The sequence below is a fragment of the Streptomyces sp. NPDC088923 genome, assembly GCF_044749745.1.
GTDB lineage: Bacteria > Actinomycetota > Actinomycetes > Streptomycetales > Streptomycetaceae > Streptomyces.
Map to the genome: position 1 here is coordinate 203,638 of NZ_JBIVIO010000003.1, position 21,176 is coordinate 224,813.

At 73.5% G+C, this 21,176-nt stretch carries 20 protein-coding genes; 13 read left to right on the forward strand and 7 right to left on the reverse strand.

The annotated features are described in order from the left end of the window. The first annotated feature begins 106 nt into the window (after positions 1-106). From ACIP4O_RS16435 to ACIP4O_RS16445, 3 genes are read left to right on the forward strand one after another with little or no spacing between them, the layout of a single operon-like run. Positions 107-601 carry a MarR family winged helix-turn-helix transcriptional regulator gene (locus tag ACIP4O_RS16435; protein WP_401575126.1) on the forward strand — a complete coding sequence of 165 codons (495 nt, stop codon included), beginning with the start codon at positions 107-109 and terminating at the stop codon, positions 599-601. Next, positions 598-1,038, forward strand: a complete 441-nt coding sequence (locus ACIP4O_RS16440; RefSeq protein WP_401575127.1) for a MarR family transcriptional regulator — start codon at positions 598-600, stop codon at positions 1,036-1,038. Before ACIP4O_RS16435 ends, ACIP4O_RS16440 begins: the two co-directional genes overlap by 4 nt. A gap of 47 nt (positions 1,039-1,085) precedes the next feature. Next, positions 1,086-1,859 (forward strand): alpha/beta fold hydrolase, encoded by a 774-nt coding sequence (locus tag ACIP4O_RS16445; protein WP_401575128.1) that lies wholly within the window; start codon positions 1,086-1,088, stop codon positions 1,857-1,859. 18 nt (positions 1,860-1,877) lie between these two features. Here ACIP4O_RS16445 and ACIP4O_RS16450 read toward each other — a convergent pair whose 3' ends face one another. Continuing rightward, the gene (locus ACIP4O_RS16450; RefSeq protein ID WP_401575129.1) at positions 1,878-4,076 is read right to left on the reverse strand and encodes an MMPL family transporter; all 2,199 of its coding nucleotides are present in this window, start codon (positions 4,074-4,076) and stop codon (positions 1,878-1,880) included. A gap of 141 nt (positions 4,077-4,217) precedes the next feature. On the opposite strand from ACIP4O_RS16450, the gene ACIP4O_RS16455 reads away from it, so the two are divergent. Then, the gene (locus ACIP4O_RS16455) at positions 4,218-4,838 is read left to right on the forward strand and encodes a TetR/AcrR family transcriptional regulator (RefSeq protein ID WP_401575130.1); all 621 of its coding nucleotides are present in this window, start codon (positions 4,218-4,220) and stop codon (positions 4,836-4,838) included. A gap of 52 nt (positions 4,839-4,890) precedes the next feature. Further along, positions 4,891-5,376: a GNAT family N-acetyltransferase gene (locus ACIP4O_RS16460; RefSeq protein WP_401575131.1), complete on the forward strand. Its 486-nt coding sequence runs from the start codon at positions 4,891-4,893 to the stop codon at positions 5,374-5,376. 34 nt (positions 5,377-5,410) lie between these two features. Here ACIP4O_RS16460 and proP read toward each other — a convergent pair whose 3' ends face one another. Beyond that, a complete protein-coding gene (gene proP, locus ACIP4O_RS16465) occupies positions 5,411-6,937 on the reverse strand; it encodes a glycine betaine/L-proline transporter ProP (RefSeq protein ID WP_401575491.1) in 1,527 nt (508 codons plus the stop codon). 311 nt (positions 6,938-7,248) lie between these two features. Between proP and ACIP4O_RS16470 the strand changes: the two genes are divergently transcribed. The 3 genes from ACIP4O_RS16470 (at position 7,249) to ACIP4O_RS16480 (ending at position 9,836) form a co-directional block, all read left to right on the forward strand. Beyond that, a complete protein-coding gene (locus ACIP4O_RS16470; protein ID WP_401575132.1) occupies positions 7,249-8,307 on the forward strand; it encodes a cation diffusion facilitator family transporter in 1,059 nt (352 codons plus the stop codon). Between the two features lie 87 nt (positions 8,308-8,394). Then, entirely contained in the window at positions 8,395-9,594 is a 1,200-nt protein-coding gene (locus ACIP4O_RS16475) for an MFS transporter (RefSeq protein ID WP_401575133.1), read from the forward strand. Between the two features lie 80 nt (positions 9,595-9,674). After that, positions 9,675-9,836 (forward strand): hypothetical protein, encoded by a 162-nt coding sequence (locus ACIP4O_RS16480; protein WP_361335315.1) that lies wholly within the window; start codon positions 9,675-9,677, stop codon positions 9,834-9,836. Between the two features lie 17 nt (positions 9,837-9,853). Here ACIP4O_RS16480 and ACIP4O_RS16485 read toward each other — a convergent pair whose 3' ends face one another. Beyond that, positions 9,854-10,927, reverse strand: a complete 1,074-nt coding sequence (locus tag ACIP4O_RS16485; protein ID WP_401575135.1) for a glutathione S-transferase family protein — start codon at positions 10,925-10,927, stop codon at positions 9,854-9,856. Positions 10,928-11,080: 153 nt separating this feature from the next. On the opposite strand from ACIP4O_RS16485, the gene ACIP4O_RS16490 reads away from it, so the two are divergent. Next, the gene (locus tag ACIP4O_RS16490; RefSeq protein WP_401575136.1) at positions 11,081-12,358 is read left to right on the forward strand and encodes an aromatic acid exporter family protein; all 1,278 of its coding nucleotides are present in this window, start codon (positions 11,081-11,083) and stop codon (positions 12,356-12,358) included. Positions 12,359-12,395: 37 nt separating this feature from the next. On the opposite strand, the gene ACIP4O_RS16495 is transcribed toward ACIP4O_RS16490, so the two are convergent. After that, complete coding sequence (locus ACIP4O_RS16495; protein ID WP_401575137.1) at positions 12,396-13,097, reverse strand: DUF4190 domain-containing protein; 702 nt, start codon at positions 13,095-13,097, stop codon at positions 12,396-12,398. A gap of 232 nt (positions 13,098-13,329) precedes the next feature. On the opposite strand from ACIP4O_RS16495, the gene ACIP4O_RS16500 reads away from it, so the two are divergent. Next, on the forward strand, positions 13,330-14,151 hold the full coding sequence (locus ACIP4O_RS16500; protein ID WP_401575138.1) for a MerR family transcriptional regulator: 822 nt from the start codon (positions 13,330-13,332) through the stop codon (positions 14,149-14,151). A 172-nt stretch (positions 14,152-14,323) separates the two neighbouring features. Here the strand turns inward: ACIP4O_RS16500 and ACIP4O_RS16505 are convergent, their stop codons facing one another. After that, the gene (locus ACIP4O_RS16505) at positions 14,324-14,824 is read right to left on the reverse strand and encodes a hypothetical protein (protein ID WP_401575139.1); all 501 of its coding nucleotides are present in this window, start codon (positions 14,822-14,824) and stop codon (positions 14,324-14,326) included. A 212-nt stretch (positions 14,825-15,036) separates the two neighbouring features. On the opposite strand from ACIP4O_RS16505, the gene ACIP4O_RS16510 reads away from it, so the two are divergent. Further along, positions 15,037-15,837: a VOC family protein gene (locus ACIP4O_RS16510; RefSeq protein WP_401575140.1), complete on the forward strand. Its 801-nt coding sequence runs from the start codon at positions 15,037-15,039 to the stop codon at positions 15,835-15,837. A 68-nt stretch (positions 15,838-15,905) separates the two neighbouring features. Beyond that, entirely contained in the window at positions 15,906-16,580 is a 675-nt protein-coding gene (locus tag ACIP4O_RS16515; RefSeq protein WP_401575141.1) for a helix-turn-helix domain-containing protein, read from the forward strand. A 40-nt stretch (positions 16,581-16,620) separates the two neighbouring features. Here the strand turns inward: ACIP4O_RS16515 and ACIP4O_RS16520 are convergent, their stop codons facing one another. Together ACIP4O_RS16520 and ACIP4O_RS16525 are read right to left on the reverse strand one after the other, a co-directional pair. After that, positions 16,621-18,618: a SpoIIE family protein phosphatase gene (locus ACIP4O_RS16520; RefSeq protein ID WP_401575142.1), complete on the reverse strand. Its 1,998-nt coding sequence runs from the start codon at positions 18,616-18,618 to the stop codon at positions 16,621-16,623. A 124-nt stretch (positions 18,619-18,742) separates the two neighbouring features. Next, positions 18,743-19,432 (reverse strand): TetR/AcrR family transcriptional regulator, encoded by a 690-nt coding sequence (locus ACIP4O_RS16525; protein ID WP_401575144.1) that lies wholly within the window; start codon positions 19,430-19,432, stop codon positions 18,743-18,745. Between the two features lie 184 nt (positions 19,433-19,616). Between ACIP4O_RS16525 and ACIP4O_RS16530 the strand changes: the two genes are divergently transcribed. Next, on the forward strand, positions 19,617-21,017 hold the full coding sequence (locus tag ACIP4O_RS16530; protein WP_401575145.1) for a carboxypeptidase regulatory-like domain-containing protein: 1,401 nt from the start codon (positions 19,617-19,619) through the stop codon (positions 21,015-21,017). The last annotated feature ends 159 nt before the right edge of the window (positions 21,018-21,176 follow it).

Genomic DNA, 21,176 nt, shown 5'->3' on the forward strand with positions numbered 1-21,176 from the left:
CCCGCACCTGAACCGGCGGGACCGCCACCGCACTCCCCGGCCCGCCAGGCACTCGCCTCCCCGTATTTAGTAGCCATGGACATCATGTCCATGTACTTTATTTCGCATGAGCAAGGCTTCGCCGGAACCCACCCCCGGCTATCTCGTGTGGCGGCTCGCCAACAAGTGGCGGGTGGCGGTCGACCGGGCGGTGGGGCCGCTGGGGCTGACCCACGCGCAGTACGTCGTGGTCGCCTCGCTGTACGGCATGGGACGTTCGGGGGAGCGGCCCAGCCAGCGCCGGCTCGCCGACCACGCCGGACTGGAGGCGCTCTACGTATCGAAGCTGGCGCGCGTCCTCGAATCGTCCGGTCTCCTCGCGCGCACCCGCGACCCGCGCGATCCGCGCGCCGTGCGACTCGCCCTGACCGACGAGGGCCAGGACGTCGCTCGCCGGGCCGTCGACGTCGTCCAGGAACTGCACCGGCGACTGCTGGAACCGCTCGGCGGCCCCGGCACCGCGCGGACACACGCGTTCACCGACGAGCTGACCACCCTGCTCGGCACGCCTCTCGCTCCACCCGTACCGCACGACCAGAGCACGCGGAGGAGCACACCATGACCACCACCCCCGCCGCGGACGCCCGCGGCCTCGCCCTGGCCCACTACGCCGCCCGCGGTGTCCTGGAGCACTTCCTCGCCCGGCACGGCGTCACCTTCCAGCAGCAGATCGCCCTGCGCGCCGCCGTGACGGCCGCGTCCCCGCGCACGCCGGACGCCCTCGTCGCCGAGGTGCGGGGCTACCTCAAGGCCGACCCGGCCGCCCTCCGCGCCGACCTCGACGAACTGCTGGCCAAGCGGCTGCTCGTGGCGGACGGCGCCCACCTGCGGCCCACGGACGCGGGTCGTGGACTCCTCGCCGCCACGGCCGCGGAGGTCGCCCCCGTCACGGCCCGCGTCTGGGCCGGGATACCCGCCGACGACCTGGCCGCCGCCGGGCGGGTCCTCGCGCGGGTCGCCGAGCGCGCCAACGCGGAACTCGCGGCCCTGACGGCATGACGGCCGCACCCACGAGTGCGGTGCGACGCGGTGGAGAGGAGTGTCACGTGACCGAGCAGGTGGCCCATCTGGACTGGGGCGGTGACGGCCCGCCCGTCGTGCTCCTGCACGGCCTCGCCGGATACGCGGGGGAGTGGGAGGCGGTCGCCGTGCGCCTGCGGGCGCGGGGGCGTCGCGTGGTCGCGATGGACCTGCGCGGACATGGCGGCAGCGTGCGCCACCCGCGCGACACGAGCGCGAGCGCGCACGCCGACGATGTCGCCGCACTGCTCGGGCGCCTCGGTGCCGGGCCCGCCGTGCTCGTCGGACAGTCGCTCGGCGGGCGGGTCGCGCTGCGCGTCGCGGACGAACACCCCGCTCTCGTACGGGGCCTGGCGCTTGTCGAGGCGGACGCGCGGTCCGCGTCCGAGGCGCCCGGCGATGCCGCGATCCGCTGGCTGCGCTCCTGGCCGCTGCCCTTCGCGGACCGCGCGAGCGCGGCGGCGTGGCTCGGTGGGGGAGCGGTCGGTGACGCGTGGGCGGGCGGTCTCGAAGAGCGGGACGGCGGGCTGCGGCCGCGCTTCGACGTCGATGTGCTCGCCCGCCTCTTCGACGCCCTCCTCCGCGCGCCCTCCTGGCCCGCCTGGACCGCGCCGGGACTGCCCGTCCTGCTGCTCGTCGCCGAGCGCGGCATCCTGCGCCCGTCCGCCGTGCGGGCCATGCTCGACGCGCGGCCCGATGCCTGGTCCCTCGGAGTGCCGGGGGCCGGGCACGACGTGCACCTCGAACGGCCGGACGCCGTGGCCGGGTTCCTCGACGCGTTCCTGGCGGCTCACGTCTGAGGTCCCCGGCCCAGGGGGTCACTCCTCGGCGCCACCCGTGCCCCGCTGCGGCCGCGGTGGCAGGCTGTCGCCTTCGATGTCCACGTTCGGGACCGCCTTGTCCAGCCAGCGGGGGAGGGCCCACGCGTAGCGGCCGAGGAGGGCGAGGACGGCCGGGACCACCGTGAGGCGGACCACGAAGGCGTCGAGGAGCACGCCGATCGTCAGGGCGAAGCCGATGGACTTGATGATCGGGTCGTGGTTGAAGATGAAGCCGCCGAAGACCGAGGCCATGATGAGCGCCGCCGCCGTGACGACCCGTCCGCTGCGCTCCACGCCGTGCTCGACGGCGGCGCGTGCGTCGCGGTGGTGGTGGTAGTGCTCGCGCATGCGGCTCACGAGGAACACCTCGTAGTCCATCGCGAGGCCGAAGAGCACCCCGATGAGCAGGACCGGCAGGAAGCTGACGATCGGCGCGGCGGCGGCGACCTGGAAGATCCCGTCGAGATGCCCGTACTGGAAGACCCACACCACCGCGCCGAGGCTCGCCGCGATCGAGAGCAGGAAGCCGAGCACCGCCTTGAGCGGGACGAGGACCGAACGGAAGGCGATCATGAGCAGGATGAGCGCCAGAACGACGATGATCGCGATGAAGAGCGGCAGGGCGCCGGAGAGCTTGGCCGAGACGTCGATCCCGGCGGCGGTCTGCCCGGCGACGTAGGCCGTGCCGCCCGCCCGGTCGACGGGCTCGGTCGCCTCGTCGCGCAGCCGGTGCACGAGGTCCGTCGTGCGCTGGTCGTCGGGGCCGGACTTGGGGACGACGCCGAGGACCGTGAGGGTGCCGTCCTTGTTCGTGTCGGGGGGCGCGAGCGTCGCGACGTCGGGGTCCTTCTGAACCGTCGCGGCGACCTGCTTGACGATGCTCTCGCGTTCCTTCGCGGGCACCTTCGTCCCGTCGACGGCGATGAGCAGCGTCGCGTTGAAGCCGGGGCCGAAGCCCTTCTGGAGGAGTTCGTAGCTCTTGTGCTGGGTGCTCGCCGTGGGCTGGGTCTCGTTGCTCGGCAGCCCGAGGCGCAGGCTCTTCGCGGGGACGGCGAGAGCGAGCATCCCGACGACGCACACGACGAGGACCGGGATCGGGAAGCGTGTCATGAGACGCCCCCAGGCCAGCCCCCAGGCGCCGGGCACGCGCTTCCCGCCCCCCGTGCCCCCTGCCCCCGCCGGCTTGTTCCTCGGCCGCATCCGCTCGCCGAGGAAGCCGAGGAGCGCCGGTACGAGCGTGAGTGCGACCAGCACCGCGACGAGTACCGTGCCCGCCGCCGCGAGCCCCATCACGGTCAGGAACGGGATGCCCGCCGACGCGAGCGCGGCGAGCGCGATGATCACGGTGATCCCGGCGAAGGTGACCGCGCTGCCCGCCGTCGCCGTGGCCCGCCCGATCGAGTCGTGCACGTCCTGCTCGGGGTCCGCGAGCTGTTCGCGGTGGCGCGAGACGAGGAAGAGGGCGTAGTCGATGCCGACCGCGAGGCCGATCATGAGGGCCAGGATGGTCGCCGTGTTCGTCATCTCGATGAACCGGGACAGGAACTGCACCGTCATCACGCCCACCCCGACGCCGATGACGGCGGTGAGCAGGGGGAGCCCGGCGGCGAGCAGCGAGCCGAGCGTGATCGCGAGAACGACGAAGGCGATGACGACGCCGACGATTTCGGCGGGGCCGCCCACCTCGACGGGGGGTGTGGAGACCGTGCCGCCGAGTTCGGCCTTGAGACCCGCGTCGTGGGCCGCGTCGAGTGCGTCGTCGAGCTTGTCCTTCGCGGACTGCGGCACGTCCTGGGCCGGCTTGCCGAACACGGCGTCCGCGTAGGCGATCGTGCGGTCCTTCGAGACGGTGCCCGTCTTCGTGGGATCGGCGACCTTGAGGACACCGGGGACCTCGGAGACCTTCTTGAGCGTGGCCCCGATGGCGCGCTGTTCCTTCGCACCCGTCAGTTTGTCGCCCTTGGGAGCCTCGAAGACGACGCGCGCGGTGCCGCCGGCCGCCTCCGGGAACTTCTCCTTCAGGAGGTCCTGTGCCTCCTGCGACTCGATCCCCGGCACCGAGAACTCGGTCGACAGCTTCCCGTTGAGCGTCGTGCCGAGCCCGACCGCCACCGCGAGCAGCAGGAGCCACACCGCGAGCACTCGCCCGCGACGGCGCGCCGCCCAACGTCCCAGCGCGTACAAACGTTGTGCCACGGCAGGCCTCTCCCGTTCCAGGCTGTGCTCCGCGGACCGGCTCCGCGTGATTTCTGCACTCTAGTGCATCTTTGCAGTCATCGGTAAATTTGCAGCGCGCCGAAGGCTCGTGGCGGCGCGTCCCTCGCTATGCTCGATGTCATGCACAGGGTCACTGACGGGGCGGGGCTGCGAGAGCGGGGCAAGGCCAAACGGCGGGCCGCCATCACGCGCGCGGCCTTCGAACTCTTCGCCGAGCAGGGCTTCGACGCCACGACGGTCGCGGAGATCGCCGCCGCTGCCGAGGTCTCGCCGCGCACGGTGACCCTCTACTTCCGCTCCAAGCAGGACATCGCCTTCGCCACCTTCGACAGCTCCGTCGCGGCCCTCACCGAGGCCCTGCGCTCGCGTGCCCCCGGACTCCCCGCCGTACACGCGCTGGAACGCTGGCTGCGCGAGGAACTCGCCTGTCACGACGAACTCGACGAGATGGGCGTGCGCATGTTCGAGGCGAACCCCGATCTGCGGGCGGTGAAGACCGCCCGCATGGCGGCCGTCATCGAGGAGGGCGCCAGCATCCTCGCCGAGGACACCGGGCAGCGCCCGGGCTCCCTCGGCCCGCGCCTCGCCGCCGCCGCGGCCGCCGCCGTCATCACCGAGATCGTCGAGCACCCCGAGGGTGCCGACCGCAACGGGGCGATCACTCTCGCGATGGCCTTCCTCAAGGGCGGCGTCGACGCGATGACCGCCTCGGAGAGCGAGAAGCGGGCCGCCGCGAAGTAGCGGTGCCGAAAAGCCGTTGACGCGGTCTCGCGCCCCCCGGAAGATCGTCCGCATGCTGATACGCGAGGCCACGGCGGCCGACTGGCGGGGCATCTGGCCCTTCCTCAGGGACATCTGCGCGGCGGGCGAGACCTTCGCCTACCCCCTCCACCCTTCGGAGGAGGAGGCCCGCGCGATGTGGATGCTGCCCGCTCCGGCGCACGTCGTCGTCGCAGAGGAGGCGGGCACGGTCCTCGGTACCGCGAACATGTACGCCAACCGGTCCGGCAACGGCGCGCACGTGGCGAGCGCCAGTTACATGGTCGACCCCGCGCACCAGGGCCGCGGCACGGGCCGCGCCCTCGTCACGTACAGCCTCGACTGGGCGCGCGCGGCGGGCTTCAGACGCATCCAGTACAACGCCGTCGTCGAGACCAACGCCCCGGCCCTCGCCCTCTACCGCGACCTCGGCTTCGAGATCCTCGGCACCCTCCCCGAGGGCTTCCGCCACCCAGAACTCGGATACGTCGGGCTCCACAGCCTGCACCGGGCGCTGTAGCGGGCCGGGGCGGCGACGCCGGCGCCTACCCGTCTCACTCCCGCTTCCCGCCCTTCTCGTCCCCCGCCTCCGCCCCGTGCCACGGGTGCCGCAACCGTACCCACACGTCCCGTGCCTGACGCCCGGCGTGGACGCGGCTGCGGGCGACGAGGCGGCGGGCCTGCTCGCTCGTCTCGACCATCGGCCCCGAGCCGCGGAGCGGACGGCCCGCCGTCTCGTGCAGGAAGAGCGTCGAGACGAGCCCGATCACGCCCGCCACCATGAGGTAGTAGGCGGGCACCATCTCGTTGCCCGTCGCCTCCACCAGGGCCGAGGCGAAGAGCGGGGTCGTGCCGCCGAAGAGCGAGACCGAGATGTTGAACGCGATCGACAGGGCCCCGTACCTGATCCGGGTCGGGAAGAGAGCGGGGAGCGTCGACGCGGACGTGCCGGCGAACGTCACGAGCAGCAGCCCGAGGATGCCGCTGCCGATCGCCGGGAGCACGATCCCGCCCTGACGGATGAGCAGGAACGCGGGGATCGAGAAGACGATGAGCGCGATGCTGCCGAAGAAGAAGACCGGGCGCCGCCCCCAGCGGTCCGAACTGCGGCCCACCGTCGTGATGGTGAGCACGACGAGCACCATGGTGCCGAGCACGAGGAGCTGGGCGGTGGTCTCCGACTCGCCGAGGGTCTCGGACATGTACGTCGGCAGGTAGGACGTGACCATGTAGTTGGTCACGTTGTAGAGCAGGACGAGCCCCATGCAGATGAGGATCGCCTCCCAGTGGTGGACGAAGATGTCCTTGAGCCTGCCCTTGCCGGACTGCCGCGCCTCCTCGACCGGATCGTCCTCGGCGAGCGCCTCCTCGCGGTCCTCCTCCTCGCGCTGGAAGGCGGGGGTCTCCTCCAGCTTGAGCCGCAGGTAGAGCCCGATGATGCCGAGCGGTCCCGCGACGAAGAACGGGATGCGCCAGCCCCAGTCGGTGAGACCGTCCTCGCCGAGCACCGTCGTCAGGACCGTCACGAGACCCGAGCCGAGCGAGTAGCCGACGAAGGTCCCGAAGTCGAGCCAGCTCCCGAAGAACCCGCGCCGCTTGTCGGGCGCGTACTCGGCGATGTACGTCGTCGCGCCCGCGTACTCGCCGCCGGTCGAGAAGCCCTGCACGAGCCTGCACACGAGCAGCAGGATCGGCGCGGCGAAGCCGACCGAGGCGTACGTGGGCAGCACGCCGACGGCGAAGGTGCTCGCCGCCATCATGATGATGGTGACGGCGAGCACCTTCTGCCGCCCGATCCGGTCCCCGAGCGGTCCGAAGACCAGCCCGCCCAGGGGCCGCACGAGGAAGGCCGCCGCGAAGGTCGCGAAGGTCTGCACGACCTGCGCGCCGGGCGAGCTCGACGGGAAGAAGACCTTCCCGAGCGTGCCCGCGAGATAGGCGTAGACCCCGAAGTCGAACCACTCGATCGTGTTGCCGAGCGCCGCCGCGGTCACCGCGCGCCGGATGCGCGGCGGATCGGTCACCGTCACGTCCTGGGCCGCGTACATCTTCTTGCGGCGGCGCAGCAGGGTCCGCAGCATCCGGTCGGTGGCCTGCCGGTCACCTCTCCTGGCCCGGTCCGTGCTGGGCCGCCGTTTCGGTTCCGGCATCCCGCTCCCTCTCCCCGTCTCGTACGGTCCCGTACGGGTCGCGCCGCTCCGTTCCGCGAAAGAGGCGGCCCCGCCCTGCGTACCCTCCTTGCCCCGGGCCCCCCGCGCCGCGCGGCACGGCCGAAGAGGTGAGGACACAGCCCGTACGGTCCACCACGAGCGCCCGCCTGAGCGGCCCGGAGCGGGGTATCCGGAGGCTGTGCGTGCCTCCTGCACGTACGACGGGGAGGGAGCGAGGACCCATGAGCGAGACCCACGACGGCAGGACACGCGACGGCGGGGCGCGGTTGACGGAGGTGCGGGAACGCGAGGGCGCCGCGCCGGACCGTGACGCCTCCGCCGGGACGGACGGTGCCACGCCCGCCCCCAGGAGCAGTGACGCGCACACCAAGCTGACCGTCTGGATCGCTCTCGCCGCGAACCTCGTCATCGCCGTCGCGAAGCTCGTGGGCGGGCTCTTCGCCGGCTCGCCCGCGCTGCTCTCGGAGGCCGCCCACTCCGTGGCCGACAGCCTCAACGAGGTCTTCCTGCTCGCCGCGCTGCGCCGCAGCAAGCGCCCCGCCGACCCGGGCCACCCCTTCGGTTACGGCAAGGAGCGCTACTTCTGGTCGCTGCTCGCCGCTGTCGGCATCTTCGTCATGGGCGGCTGCTTCTCCGTCTTCCAGGGCGTCGAGGCGCTGCGCTCGTCCGGCGAGGAGTCGACGAGCGGGTACATCGTCGGGCTCGTCGTGCTCGGCGTCGCCTTCCTCGCCGAGGGCACCTCGCTGGCGCGGGCGCTGCTCCAGGTGCGCGGCCAGGAGGGCGGCATCGGCTCCGACCCCGCGCTGCGCACGGTCGTCGCGGAGGACGGCACGGCGGTCCTCGGCGTGCTGCTGGCCATCGCCGGCATGGCGCTGCACATGACGACGGGGCAGGTCGTCTACGAGGCCGCCGCCTCGCTCGCCATCGGTGTGCTGCTGCTCTTCGTCGCCTTCAAGCTCGGCGCCGACGCGCGCGATCAGCTCATCGGCGAGGGCGCCGACCCGGAGACACGCGAGGCGATCACCGCCTACCTCGACGCACAGCCCGAGATCGACGGCGTGGCCACCCTCCTCACCATGCGCCTGGGCCAGGACTCGCTCCTCGTCGCGGCCCGCGTGGACCTCGCGCCCGGCCACGAGAGCGAGAAGCTCGAACTGGTCATGGAACGCGTCAAGGCGGGCCTCACGGAACGCTGGCCCGAGGCCGACCAGGTCTTCCTCGACGTCACGGAGGCCCCGGAGGCGACGAAGGACCACACGAGCCCGGACCTGACGGCCTGAGGCGTCGCGAGGGACCCAGCCCTCCCCGCCTCGTACGTCCGCGCCCCGGCCGGGCGGCCCGGGACGGCGCGGCCTACCGTGGGCTCCATGACCGCGCCCCGTCCCCGCTTCCCGCACGGTTACCCGCTCGCCGCGGCCGTCTTCGCCATCGGCATGGCGGGCACGACCCTCCCGACCCCGCTCTACGGCCTCTACCGAGAGCAACTCGGCTTCGGCCAGCTCATGGTGACGATCGTCTTCGCCGTCTACGCGGTGGGCGTCATCGCGGTGCTGCTCCTGGCCGGGAACTGGTCCGACCTCGCGGGGCGGCGCGCCGCCGTCTGGTGGGGCCTCGGCTTCTCCGCGGCGAGCGCGCTGTGCTTCGTCTTCGAGGGCGGCCTGCCCGCGCTCTTCCTCGGGCGGCTCCTCTCCGGCTTCTCCGCCGGGCTCTTCTCCGGCGCCGCCACCGCCTACGTGCTCGACCTCGCCCCGAAACGCCACGCCGCCCGCGCCTCGCTCGCCGCCACCGCGGCGAACATGGGCGGACTCGGCTGCGGCCCCCTCGTCGCCGGAATCCTCGCCGAGTACGCCCGCTGGCCGCTGCGCCTGCCCTACCTCGTCCACCTCGGCCTCGTCGTCCTCGCCGCGCTCGCCCTGCTCACCCTGCCCGAGCCGGTGCGCGACGCCCGCCCCCGCACCCGGCCGCGCCCGCGCGCTCTCGCCGTGCCGCCCGAAGTGCGCGGCGTCTTCGTACCCGCCGCCTGCGCGGCCTTCGCCGGCTTCGCCCTGCTCGGCCTCTTCACCGCCGTCTCGCCGAGCTTTTTGAGCCAGACCCTCGGCGTGCGCAATCTCGCGGCGACAGGGCTCGTCGTCTTCCTCGTCTTCGCCGGGTCCATCGCGGGACAGAGCGCGTTCGGCCGCTTCGGGGTGCGCCGCGCGCTGCCCGCGGGCTGTTTCGTGCTCGTCGCCGGACTCCTCCTGGTCGCCGCGGGGCTCGCGTGGGAGTCCCTGTGGCTCCTCGTCGCGGGCGGCCTGCTGGGCGGTTTCGGGCAGGGGCTCGCCTTCCGCGCGGGCACCACCGCGGTCGGCGTACGGGCACCCGGCGAGCGGCGCGGCGCCACCCTCTCCGCGTACTTCGTCCTCGCCTACGTCGGCATCTCCCTGCCCGTCATCGCCGTCGGCGCCCTCGCCGAGGGGGTCGGGCTGCGCACCGCGGGGCTCACCTTCTCCTTCTGCGTCCTCGCCCTCGCCGCCGGGGTCGGCGCCTACGTCCTGCGCCCCCGCGTGCGCGCCCTGCTGCCCCGCTGAGCCCGGGCCCCGGGTGGAGGACCCCGGGGGGACCACTCACCCGAGTGGCGGCGTCCACGCGCCCGTAGTCCCCTGGAGTCATGAGTGAAGAAGCGATCGAGCAGTGGACCGTCCGCCTGCGCGAGACCGCGCCCGGCACCGAGGAGGAGACCGCGCGCGGCTTCGTCCGCGAGTTGTACGACGCGGCCCGGCACGACCTCGACGTGGAGGAGGCGCAGGCCGACTTCGAGCGGGAGGAATGAGCCGCCGCCGGGGGGCGTCAGCCGCGGCGCAGCGGCGGCACCGCCTCCTCGGCGGGGACCGGACCCGGCGGCGTGCCCTCGCCGAAGGGGGACCCGCCCAGTTCCTCACGGTGGTGCGGGCTCAGCCACGCCGACAACGGCTCGGGGCCGCGCGGCACGATGCCGCTCGGATTGATGCCTCGGTGCACCCCGTAGTAGTGCCGCTTGATGTGGCCGAAGTCGACCGTGTCCCCGAACCCCGGCGTCTGGAACAGGTCCCGGGCGTACGCCCACAGGACCGGGTCCTCGGCGAGCTTGTGGGCGTTGCACTTGAAGTGGCCGTGGTAGACCGCGTCGAAGCGCACGAGCGTCGTGAACGCCCGGATGTCCGCCTCCGTCAGCGAGTCCCCGACGAGGTACCGCTGCCGCTCCAGCCGCCGTGACATCCACGCCAGGCGCCGGAACACGTCCTCGTACGCCTCCTCGTACACCTCCTGCGTATCGGCGAACCCCGCGCGGTAGACCCCGTTGTTGAGGTCGCGGTACACGCCGTCCATGACCTCGTCGATCTCGTCGCGCCGCGCCTCGGGGTAGAGGTCGGGCGCGCCCGGCCGGTGCAGTTCCTTCCACTCGGTCGCGAAGTCGAGCGTCAGTCGCTGGTAGTCGTTGGTCACGAGCTTGCCGCTCGGCACGTCCACGAGCGCGGGCACGCTCACCCCGCCCGGGTAGTCCCGCTCACGGGCGTCGTACGCCTCCGCCAGGTAGCGGATGCCGAGCACCGGGTCGCGCCCGTCCGGATCGAGTGTGAACCGCCAGCTGCGGTCGTCCTGGAGCGGATCGGCCACCGCGAGCGAGATCGCGTCCTCCAGACCGAGCAGCCGCCGCGAGACGAGCGCCCGGCTCGCCCACGGACATGCCCTGCTCACCACGAGCCGGTACCTGCCCGCCTCCACCGGCCAGCCGTCCCGCCCGTCCGCCGTCACCCGGTCGGCGAAATGGCTGCGCGAGCGCTTGAACGGCTTCGTGCCGTACGCGGAGTTCCCGCCGCCCTCCCCCGGATTTCCCGCCGAGGCGCGCTCCGCCCCCTCCGCCCCGTCCGTCGTGTCCGCCATCGTCCCGGCTCCCGTCGTCACCGCCCCCGCCCGGTACGGCGGGGGCCTCGTCCCCTGACCCCTACCCGCCACCACCCCGTCCCCCGCACGAATCACCTGCCGGGACCCGCGCGCCGGGCGGTTCCCTCACGCCCGCGTGGCCAAGATGAGGCAATGCCCGAAGTGCCCGCACCCGTGACCGCCCTGGCGCGCAAGGCGCCCGCACCCGTGAAGGGCCTGGCGCGCCGGACCGCCGAGCCCCTCGTCGCCCAGACGCTGCGTTCCACGGCGGCGGCCGTCATCTCCTACGTCCTCGCCGTCAACCTCCTGCCGCAACCGGCTCCCCTCACCGCGCCGCTCACCGCCCTCCTCGTCGTGCAGGTCACCCTCTTCGCGACGATCAGGACCGGCATCCGCCGAGTCAACGCCGTCATCGCCGGTGTGCTCATCGCGAGCGGCTTCTCCTCGCTCGTCGGCCTCACCTGGTGGAGCCTGGGGCTGACGATCGTCACCGCGCTCGTGATCGGCCGCGTCGTGCGGGTCGGCGAGTTCGTCCCCGAGGTCGCCATCTCGGCGATGCTCGTCCTCGGCGTCTCGCAGGTCGCCAACACCGCGCTCGACCGCGTCTACGAGACCCTCATCGGCGCGGGCGTCGGCCTCGCCTTCAACCTCTTCCTCGCCCCTCCCGTGTACGTGCGCACGGCGAACGAGGCCATCACCGCGATGGCCCGCCGCAGCAGCCGCCTCTACAACGAGGTCGCCCTCCAGGTCGGCGAGGACTACAACGCCTCGCGCGCCGCCGACTGGCTGCACGCCGCGCGCCGCCTCGACAACGACATCGCCGAGGTCGACGAGGAACTGCGCCAGGCCGAGGAGAGCACCCGTCTCAACCCCCGCGTGCGCGAGGGACTCCTCAACCGCGTCGTTCTGCGCACCGGGCTCGACACGCTGGAGATCTGCGCCGTCGTCCAGCGGGTCCAGTTCCGCACCCTCACCGACCTCGCCGCCAAACGCCCGGGCCGCCGCCCCCTTCCGGAGGAGGCCGCCGACAGCTACGCGCGGCTGCTGCTCCACATGGGCAGCGCCGTCGAGAGCTTCGCCGCGCTCATCACAACCCCCCTGTCGACGGGCGCGGAGGACGCCGAGGACGCGCTCACCCGCGCCCTCGACGCGAGCCACGCCGAACGCGACCACCTCGCGGGGCTCCTCCTCGACCTCGTCCGCACCGAGGCCGCGCAGTGGCAGCTCTACGGCGCCCTGCTCGCCGAGGCCGACCGCGTCCTCGACGAACTCGACGTCGAGAAGCGCTCCGCCCGCCTCATCGAGGAACTCGACCGCATCACCTCGCGCCAGCGCGAGCGCTACCCCCGCCTCGCCGCCCTCCGCTCCCGCCTCAGGAACGGGGTCCCGCGCGGGCGCGGGCGGGGCGGAGGCGAGGCCGCGGTGGGGTGACGCGGGGGACCCTCGTGGAGCGCCCCCCGAGGAGCCGTCAGCCGTTCAGCTCGCGGTCGAACTTCTCCTTGCACATCCGCTGTTCATCGGGCGACTGCGCGTGCTGGAGGCACTCCGAGTAGTTGCGGAAGGAGTCGTACGAGTCCTGGAAGTCGTCCGACGTGGCCACGGCGATGACCACGCCGAGGGTGATGGCGCCGCCGACGACGCCGACCGCGCCGACGATGATCCCCGCGAGGCCGAGCCCCTGGTTCGGCGCCCCGGTCCGGCGCGAGCGGCGGAACGCGATGATCCCGAAGACGATCCCGAGCACCCCGAGGACGATCCCGCCCGCGATGGTCCAGCAGAAGACCACGGCCGCGATCCCGCACACCAGCGCGGCCACGGCCATCCCACCGCCCGGCGGCTTCCCGCCCTGCCACTGCCCGCCGTACTGCCCGCCCCACGGGTCCTGCCCGGGTATCCGGCCCGGCGCCTGCCCGTAGGGGCCGGGCCCGGCCGCGTAAGCGGCCTGGGCGTACGGGCCGGGAGCCTGACCGTAGGCCCCGGGGGCCTGGCCGTACGGGCCGCCGGGAGCGTGGGCGTACGGGCCGGGGGCGTCCGCCGGGCGCGGCGGCTCGTCTTGTACCGCGAAAGGATCGCGCTCCCCGGGCGGCTGCTCGGGCGCGGCCGGCTTGGAGAGGTCGGGTCGCTCCCCGGCGCCGCCCGGGCGCTCGCTGTCCTCGGGGGAGTGGGCCATGTGCGGTCCTGCTTTCTCGCGAAATCCGGCGTACCCGGAGGGATAGGGGTCGTCCCGTCCGGAGCGGTGGGGTCGCGGCGGGCCCACTCATTCTCCCCGTACTCGCCGTGAATCCGTTCAACGATTGCGTCACGAAGCGCCGGGCGGGGCCGTGCCCGCCCGCCACTGATCCGCGCCCCGGCACACGCGTGCTTGACTCTCCCCCCGTGTCAGACCGTGCAGTGAGGAAGTCATGTTCACCATCGGAGACTTCGCCAGGCACGGGCAGGTGTCGGTCCGCATGCTGCGGCACTACGACGCCCTGGGGCTGCTGCGCCCCGCCCGTACCGACCCGCACACGGGATACCGCTTCTACACGGCAGACCAGCTCAGCCGCCTCAACCGTGTCATCGCGCTCAAGGAACTCGGCTTCAGCCTCCAGGAGGTGGGGCGCCTCCTCGCCGAGGACGTCGCCCCGGCCGAGCTGCGCGGGATGCTGCGCCTGCGTCAGGCACAGCTCGCGCGGGAGGCGGCGGCGGCCCGTGCGCGGCTCGCCCGGGTCGGGGCGCGGCTCCATGTCATCGAGAGCGAGGGACACATGTCCACCCAGGACATCGTCGTCAAGACCCTGCCCGCCGTCCGCGCCGCCGGACTGACCGCCGTCGCGGCCTCCTTCGACCCCGCCGCGATCACCCCCGTCGTCGGCCCCCTCTTCGACGAGGTGTGCCATCTCATGGAAGCCGCCGGAATCCGCCCGCGGGGCCCCGGCATCGCCCACTACGTCCAGCAGGGGGACGAGGAGGGCCCCGTCGAGGTGCACGCCCTCTTCCCGGTCGGCGCCGACGCCCCGGCGGCGAGCGGACTGCGGACCTTCACGCTGCCCCCCGTCGCCCGCGCGGCCACCCTCGTCCACCACGGTTCCATGGACACCGTCCTCGCCTCCGAACAGCTCATGGGGCGCTGGCTGGAGACGGAGAACGCCCGGCCCGCCGGGCTCACCCGAGAGGTCTACCTGGAGTGCGAGGGCGCTCAGGCGACGTGGGTGACCGAACTCCAGCTGCCGCTCGCGCGGTGAGGGACGCGGAGCAGGCGGTCCCCGGGCTCGTACGGGCTTCGGTGCGCGCAGGCGTGCGCGCGGCGGGTACGGGCGCCGGGCCGCGTGCGCACGTGGCGTCGTGCCCGTACGCGCGCGGCACCGCCGCCCGCACCCGCGTCCGCGCCGCCGTACGAGCCCCGGCCGGCAGGGCTCAGGCGGGGGCGGGGGCCTGCTCCGTCGCGTACCAGCGCTCGCCCCGCTGCTGCGCGACGCCGCGTTCCGCGAGCCCGCTCAGGTGCTTGCCGACCGTGTTCGGCTGGAAGCCCGCGCGCTCGGCGAGCTGATCGAGCGCGAGCCCTTCCGTGCCGCCCTCCCTGAGCTGGGCGAAGGTGCGGGCCGCGCTGCGGCCGAGTCCCCCGGCAGCGGCCGGGGCGAAGAGATCCCCCAGCTCCACCACGAGCGCGGGGCGCCTGGCGGGGACGGGGGCCTCGGGCGCGGCGGCGGGCTCGGGAGCGGCGGACGTGCCCGCGTCCCGCGCGGCCGGGGTGGTGGCGGCGGTCGCGGTGGTGGCTGCGGGCGTGCCGGCCGGACGTGGGCGCTCGGGGCCTCCGGCCGCTGCCGTGAGCCGGGCGGCACCCGTGCGGGTGACCGGACGCGGCGTCCGGTTCACCTGGCGGTGCTTGCGGCCCTTCTGCTGGCGACGCTTGGCCATTGTGCGCTCCGTTCTGTAGCGGTCATGGGTCAACGTCGTGAACGTGCGTCCGTCGATCAGGGTTACGGCATACCGCGCGTGGGGGTGAACTCCCGGCATGTCCCCGGATGCGGCGGCCCCCGCCCCGGCCCAAGATGAACGAGCCCGCCCGCGCGCGGACCTCACGCGTTCAGGCACCACAGCCCCAGGCACCACAGGAAGGCGGCCCCCAGGTGACGGCGGACAGCCCCGCGCAACAGCGCCACGAGGAGCGCGCACTCGGCTCCCGCGGCGCGGTGAACCTCATGACCCACGACCTCGGCGAGTCGCAGCGCTTCTACGGCGCGGTGATGGGCTGGACCTTCCGGGGCAACGCGCTCGGGGACGAGTTCTGCGTGGCGGAGGACGCCGAGGGCGTGACGGTCGCGGTACTGGGCGCCGTCGCCTCCACGTACCAGGTCGCCGTCGCCTGGATTCCCTTCTTCGCCGTCGCCGCCATCGACGACACCGTCGCCCGGGTCCGCGAGCGCAGCGGCACCGTCGCGATCGGCCCGCTGCGGCTGCCGCGCGGCCGCGGAGCCCTCGCCGCCGACCGCGACGGCGCCGTCTTCGGCGTCTGGCAGGACGACGGCACGCCCGGCCGCATCGGCAGGCGCAGCCGGCTCGCCTGGGTCGAGCTGCGCACCCGCGACTCCTTCGAGGCGGCGATCTTCTACGGCGAGGTGCTCGGCTGGGGCACGGAGACCCCGGGGGCACCCGAAGTGCGCTACGAGCAGGAGGCCGTCGTGGTGCGGGACGCCGACAGCCAGCTCGCCCGCATCAGCTCGGGCGCCGTCGAGGCCGCACCCGATCCGCTCGTACGCCCCATGTGGCGGGTGCACTTCCCGGTGGCGGACCTCGACGCGGCCGTCGCCGAGGCCGCGCGGCACTCCGGTTCGCTCGTCGAGCGGCAGGACGGGCCCGAGTTCCGCCGGGCCGTACTGCGCGATCCGGCGGGGGCGATCTTCACGCTCGCGGAACGAACCGGCGGCTGATCCCACCCGCTAGCACCGCCTCGGGGGCACGCCCACGGGTCCCGCCCCGGCCCAGGAAGGCACGAGTCATGACTCCGGTATCGCAGTTCACCGCCCCCGGGGGCGGTCCGGGCAGCGACGTGGGCCGCCGCATCGCGCACAGCAGGACGCGGGCCGGGCTGAGCCGCGCCGAACTCGCGCAGGCGGTCGGCGCCGATCCCTCGTACCTGCGGTACATCGAGGAGGAGAACGCGGCGCCCGGTACGGCGGTGCTGCTGCGGATCGCCAACGCCCTCGGTGTGAGTCTCGCGGAACTGCGCGGGACGGCCGCCGGGTACCCGGACGGGCGCGGGCGGGCCGCCGCCGAACCGGTCCTGGAAGAGATGGGCGAGCAGGAGTGCCGCCGCAGGATCGGCACGCACGGCGTGGGCCGCGTCGGGTTCTCGACGGAGGCGACGGGGCCGGTCATCCTGCCGCTCAACTACACGCTGGTGGACGGTGAGCTGACGCTGCGCTCGACGGAGCGGGGTCCGCTGGCGCAGGCCGCGGGCGGCACGATCGCCTTCGAGGTCGACCGCGTCGACGAGGCGCTCGGCGCGGGCTGGTCGGTCCTCGCCACCGGCACCCTGCGCCACGTCAGCGACCCCGTCCGCGCGAAGGACCTGGCACGCGCCGCCTGGTCGGCGCCGTGGGCGGGCGGCGACCGCACGACGTGGTTCGCGCTGCGGCCCGAGCGGCTGACGGGGCGGATCATCCGTACGTGAGGGAGGCGGGGACGGCGCGGGGTGGGCGGCGGGCCGGGGTTCACTCGCCCCGCACCAGCAGCAGCGCCGAGTCGTCCAGGTGCCCCGTGCTCCCCGCTGTCGACATCAGGTACTGCGCGAGCACGTCCAGGGGCTCGTGGGCCTTGCGCGCCAAGAGGTCGCCGACGCGGCGCAGGCCCTCATCCGCGGTGAATCTCGGGCCCTCCACCACCCCGTCCGTGAGCAGTGCCAGGATGCCCCCGCGCGAGAAGTCGTAAGCCCGCTCCGGGTAGCGGGCCCCCTCCAGGACGCCCAGCGGCGGGCCCGTCTCGTCCTCGCACACGGTCGCCACGCCTTCCGCGTCGAGGCGCACCATCGGGGGGTGCCCCGCGCGAGCCGTGCGCAGCCGGCCGTCCGGCATCATGCGCACGTACAGGCACGTCGTGAAGGCCCGTACCCCCATCTGGAGCAGCAGCTCGTTGGTGCGTTCCAGGACCCTGCCCGGCTGCGGGTCCTGCCAGGCGTACGCGCGCAGCGCCGTGCGCACCTGGCCCATGAGCCCCGCCGCGTGCAGGTCGTGGCCCTGGACGTCGCCGATGACGAACGCCGCGCCGCCGTCCTGGAGCGGCACGACGTCGTACCAGTCGCCGCCGACGTCGAGTCCGGTCTGCGCCGGGTGGTACAGGGCCGTCAGCTCCACCCCCGGCACCGGCGGCAGCACCTCGGGGAGCATGTTGCGCTGCACGATGCGCGCCAGTTCGACGCGCGCCTCCTGGAGCCTGATCCGCTCCAGGGCCTGCCCGGCGAGCGTGCCGAGGGTCCGCATCAGGGTCCGGTCGCCCTCGGTGAGGGTGCCGGGCTCGTGGAAGGTGATGACCCACGCCCCGAGCTGACGGCCCGCCGCGCGCAGCGGCACCATCGCGAAGGACTCCGCGTCCGTCGCGTCGAGCAGGCTGTGCGCCATCGGCCAGCGCTCGCGGTACTCCTGACGGCTCGCGATGAAGACCGCCTCGCCCGTACGGATCGCCTCGGGCAGTGGTTTGGGGGCGCTCAGCGGCAGCCCCTCCAGCTCCTTCGCGAGCGCCTGGTCGATCTCGTCGCCGAAGACGACCCGCAGGTGCTCCCTCTCGCCGTACGCGAAGAGCGTGCCGACCCCGCCGAACGCGGGCGCGAGCCGGTGCAGCACCGCCTCGGTCAGCTCCTCCTCCGTCGACGCCGAGATGAACTCCGAGGCCAGTTCGCCGACGAGCCGGCCGCGCTTGCGCTCGTTGACGTACGCCGCCTGGAGCGCGTCGAGGCGCTCCAAGAGTCTCGTGGTGTCCTCCGTGGTGCCGACGACGCGGCGCGTCCCGCTGAAACCGAATCGCGCCGCGCGGGCCCGTGTGTGCAGCTTCCGGTAACCGGCGCCCTCCCCGTTCCTGCGGAGCCGGAAGAGCAGTTCACCGCTGTCGGTGCGCCCGGAGACGAGCGAGTCGAAGAAGGCGGCGACGGAGTCGAGGTCGTGGGGATGGACCCGCGCCAGGAACTCCTCGGGGCTCACGTCCCGGTCCGGGCCCATGAGCGAGAACGGCGGTTCGCCCTCCAGCCAGCGGAAACGCTCCTCGTCGTGGTCGTAGAGCCACAACGACTCACCGGTCAGGACGACGCCCAGCCGCAGTGCCTCCCAGCGCCGCTGCGGGGACTTCTCCTCGATCCGTACGAGCAGCACACCGTCGTCCCCGCGCGGGCGGCGGGCGCTCGCCGTGCAGATGACGCTGCCGCTCGGGACGGCGAACTCCACGGGTTGCAGCACCTTGGCCGCCCTGCCGTCGCGCGGCAACGAGGCCGCCTCCAGGAGCAGGGCGATCACGCTGTTGAGGCTGCTCTCGGGTACGAGGGCGGCCAGCCGTTCGCCGACCAGTTCGTCGGGCGCGCGCTCCAGGAGGCGCGCGGCGCGGCGCGACACCTCCAGGACACGGCTCTCGGCCGGGCGGGCGCTCGCGTCCACGAGCAGCCAGGCCGTGCCTTCGCGGGATGCCGCACTGCCGGGGTCCTGCGCGGGCGCGGGAGAGGTTGTCATGGCTCACCGGTACGGGAGAGGGCGGGCGGAGCCGGTACGCGGCTCCCGCGGACCCACCGTCGGGCCCACGTCTCAAGGGTCGGGGCCCGCCCGGCGCGCCGCCACCTGTCCGAAGCCCTTGGAGTTACGGGACCTGCGGCCGCCCCACCCGCCCGGCCGGTACCGGAGCGGGCTCGGCGGGCGGTACCGGGAGCCCGGCCGCGAGCAGCCCGAACGCCTGTTCCAGGGCGGCTGTGAGCCCCTCGGCGCCGCTGTGCGGCTCCCAGCCGCGCAGGGCGGCGCGCATCGCGGCGAGCGCCGTCGCCGCCACGAGGTGCGGGTAGAGGTCGCCGTGGGCGGCCCCGGTACGGCTCGCGAGCGCGGCCGTCACGGCTTCCTCCATCCGGCGGTTGTTGCGCAGCGGCCGGTCCAGGAGTTCGGGCTCCGCGTGGAGCAGCGCCCGCCTGCGGGCGAACTCCGTGTCGGCCCCCACCACGGCCGGTACGGCGGCGAGGATCGCCTCGCGCAGCGCGGGCAGCGGGGCCTCGGCCGCCGGACGGTCGAGCAGCCCGGCCACGACCCGCTCCCGCAGCCGGTGGTCGAGTCCGAAGAGCGCGTCGTCCTTGCTCTCGAAGTAGTTGAAGAAGGTACGCGGCGAGATGCCGACCTCCGCGCAGATGTCCTGCACGGTCACATGTGCCGCTCCCCGCTCCGCGTACAGCCGGGTCGCCGCCCGGCGCAGCTCCCGCCGCGTCCGCAGCTTCTTGCGGGCGCGCAGCCCACCGCCCCCGTCCTCCTCGGCCGGTTCCCGCGCGTGCGCGTGGTGCTCGGGCATCGTCGTCCTCACCGCGTCCGTCTTCCGCCGTCGCCGTCCGGAGGGCCCGGAGGGCGTCGCTCACGATTTTGCCCTCTCTGTGCCAGAACTTGCACGAATGAATTTTTGCACGACCGCACGTTAATGTTAGCGTCGCTAAATATTGGTTTACGCACATATATCCACGAGGAGGCGAAGGCACCCCATGGCGCGATCGGAACCCGGCACGGCCTCGGACCCGGCCGCGAGCGGCGAGGGCTCCTCGCGCGAGACGGTCCTGACCCTTGTCCGCACCCTGTGGTTCCCCGCGTTCATGTTCACGGGGTTCCTCGTCTGCTACCTCCTGCCCTTCCACAACCCGGTCCCGCACCACGTCAAGGTCGCCGCCCCCGCGGCCACCGCCGCGCCCCTCCAGAGCGCGCTGGACCACAGCGTCCCCGGCGGCTTCGACCTCGTACCGGTGCACGACGCCCAGGCCGCCCGCGCCGCCGTCACCGACCGCGACGCCGTCGCCGGATACGCGCCCGGCCCCGGCGCCCCCGAACTCTTCACCGCCAAGGCCGACGGCTACTCGCTCGAATCCGTCCTCCAGAAGACGTTCACCGCCGTCGCCCAGAACGGCGGGGACAGCCGGCACGCGGGCGGCCAGTCCGCCCTCAAGATCACCGAGGTCGCCCCCATCGCGGCCGGTGACGGCATGGGCACCGGTCTCTTCTACGTCGTGCTCGCCTGCACCATCCCCGCCTACGTCATGGTGATGATGCTGCTGCGGGCCACGAACCTTGGGCGGCGGGACAAGATCCTCGTCCTCGCCGTCGCCGGAGCGGTCCTCGCCCTCGTCGCCTACGGCGTCGCCCGCTGGATGAACGTCATCCCGAACGACCCCCTCGCGCTGCTCTTCCTCTTCCTCATGACCCAGGCCGTCTCGCAGACCGCGCTCGGCCTCGTGCCCTTCGTCAAGCAGTACCTGCCCGGCGTCGCCATGGGCCTGTTCGTGCTGCTCAGCATGCCCTCCAGCGGGGGCGCCATCCCGGTGCAGATGGTCCCGGGATTCTTCCGCGCCCTCCACCCGGTCATGCCGATGGGCAACCTCATCGAAGCCCTGCGCGGGCTCTTCTACTTCGGCGGCAAGGACGTCGTGCCGCACGTCCTCGTCCTGCTCGCCTGGGTCGCGGCCGCCTTCGTCCTGCACGCCCTGGGCGCCCTCCGCGCCCGCCGCGCCGCGGCCCGGGACACCGCGGCGTCCGCCGTACCCGAACCGCCCGTCGAGGACCCGGCCCTGGAGACCGGGCAGCCCGAGGCGCTGCCCCCGCACCGGGCCGCGAGCCTGCTCCCGCTGCCCCAGCTCACCGGGCGCGTCACCGACACCGCCGGGGTCCCGCTCCGAGACGTCGTCATCACCGTCACGGGCACCCACGGCAGGGAGCTCCTGCGTGCCACCACCGACGACGACGGCGCCTACGCCGCCGCCGGGCTCGCCGAGCAGACGGTCGTGGTCATCGCCTCGGCGCCCTCCCGGCTCTCCGCCGTCGCCCGGGTCGCGATACGGGACGGACACCCCGCCCGCCACGACTTCGAGCTCACGGGCAGGCCCGTCACCGTCTGAGCCCGCGCTCCGCCAACCGAGTGCACCCCACTGGGCCGATCGGGCGGTTACCGCCCGTCCCGCTCCTCGCACACCGCGTGTCGTTCGTACTCTTCCGTCGCCATACGGGCGCAGGCGGGAACTCCCGCCCGCCGCTTGACGAATGACGAATGGAGACCG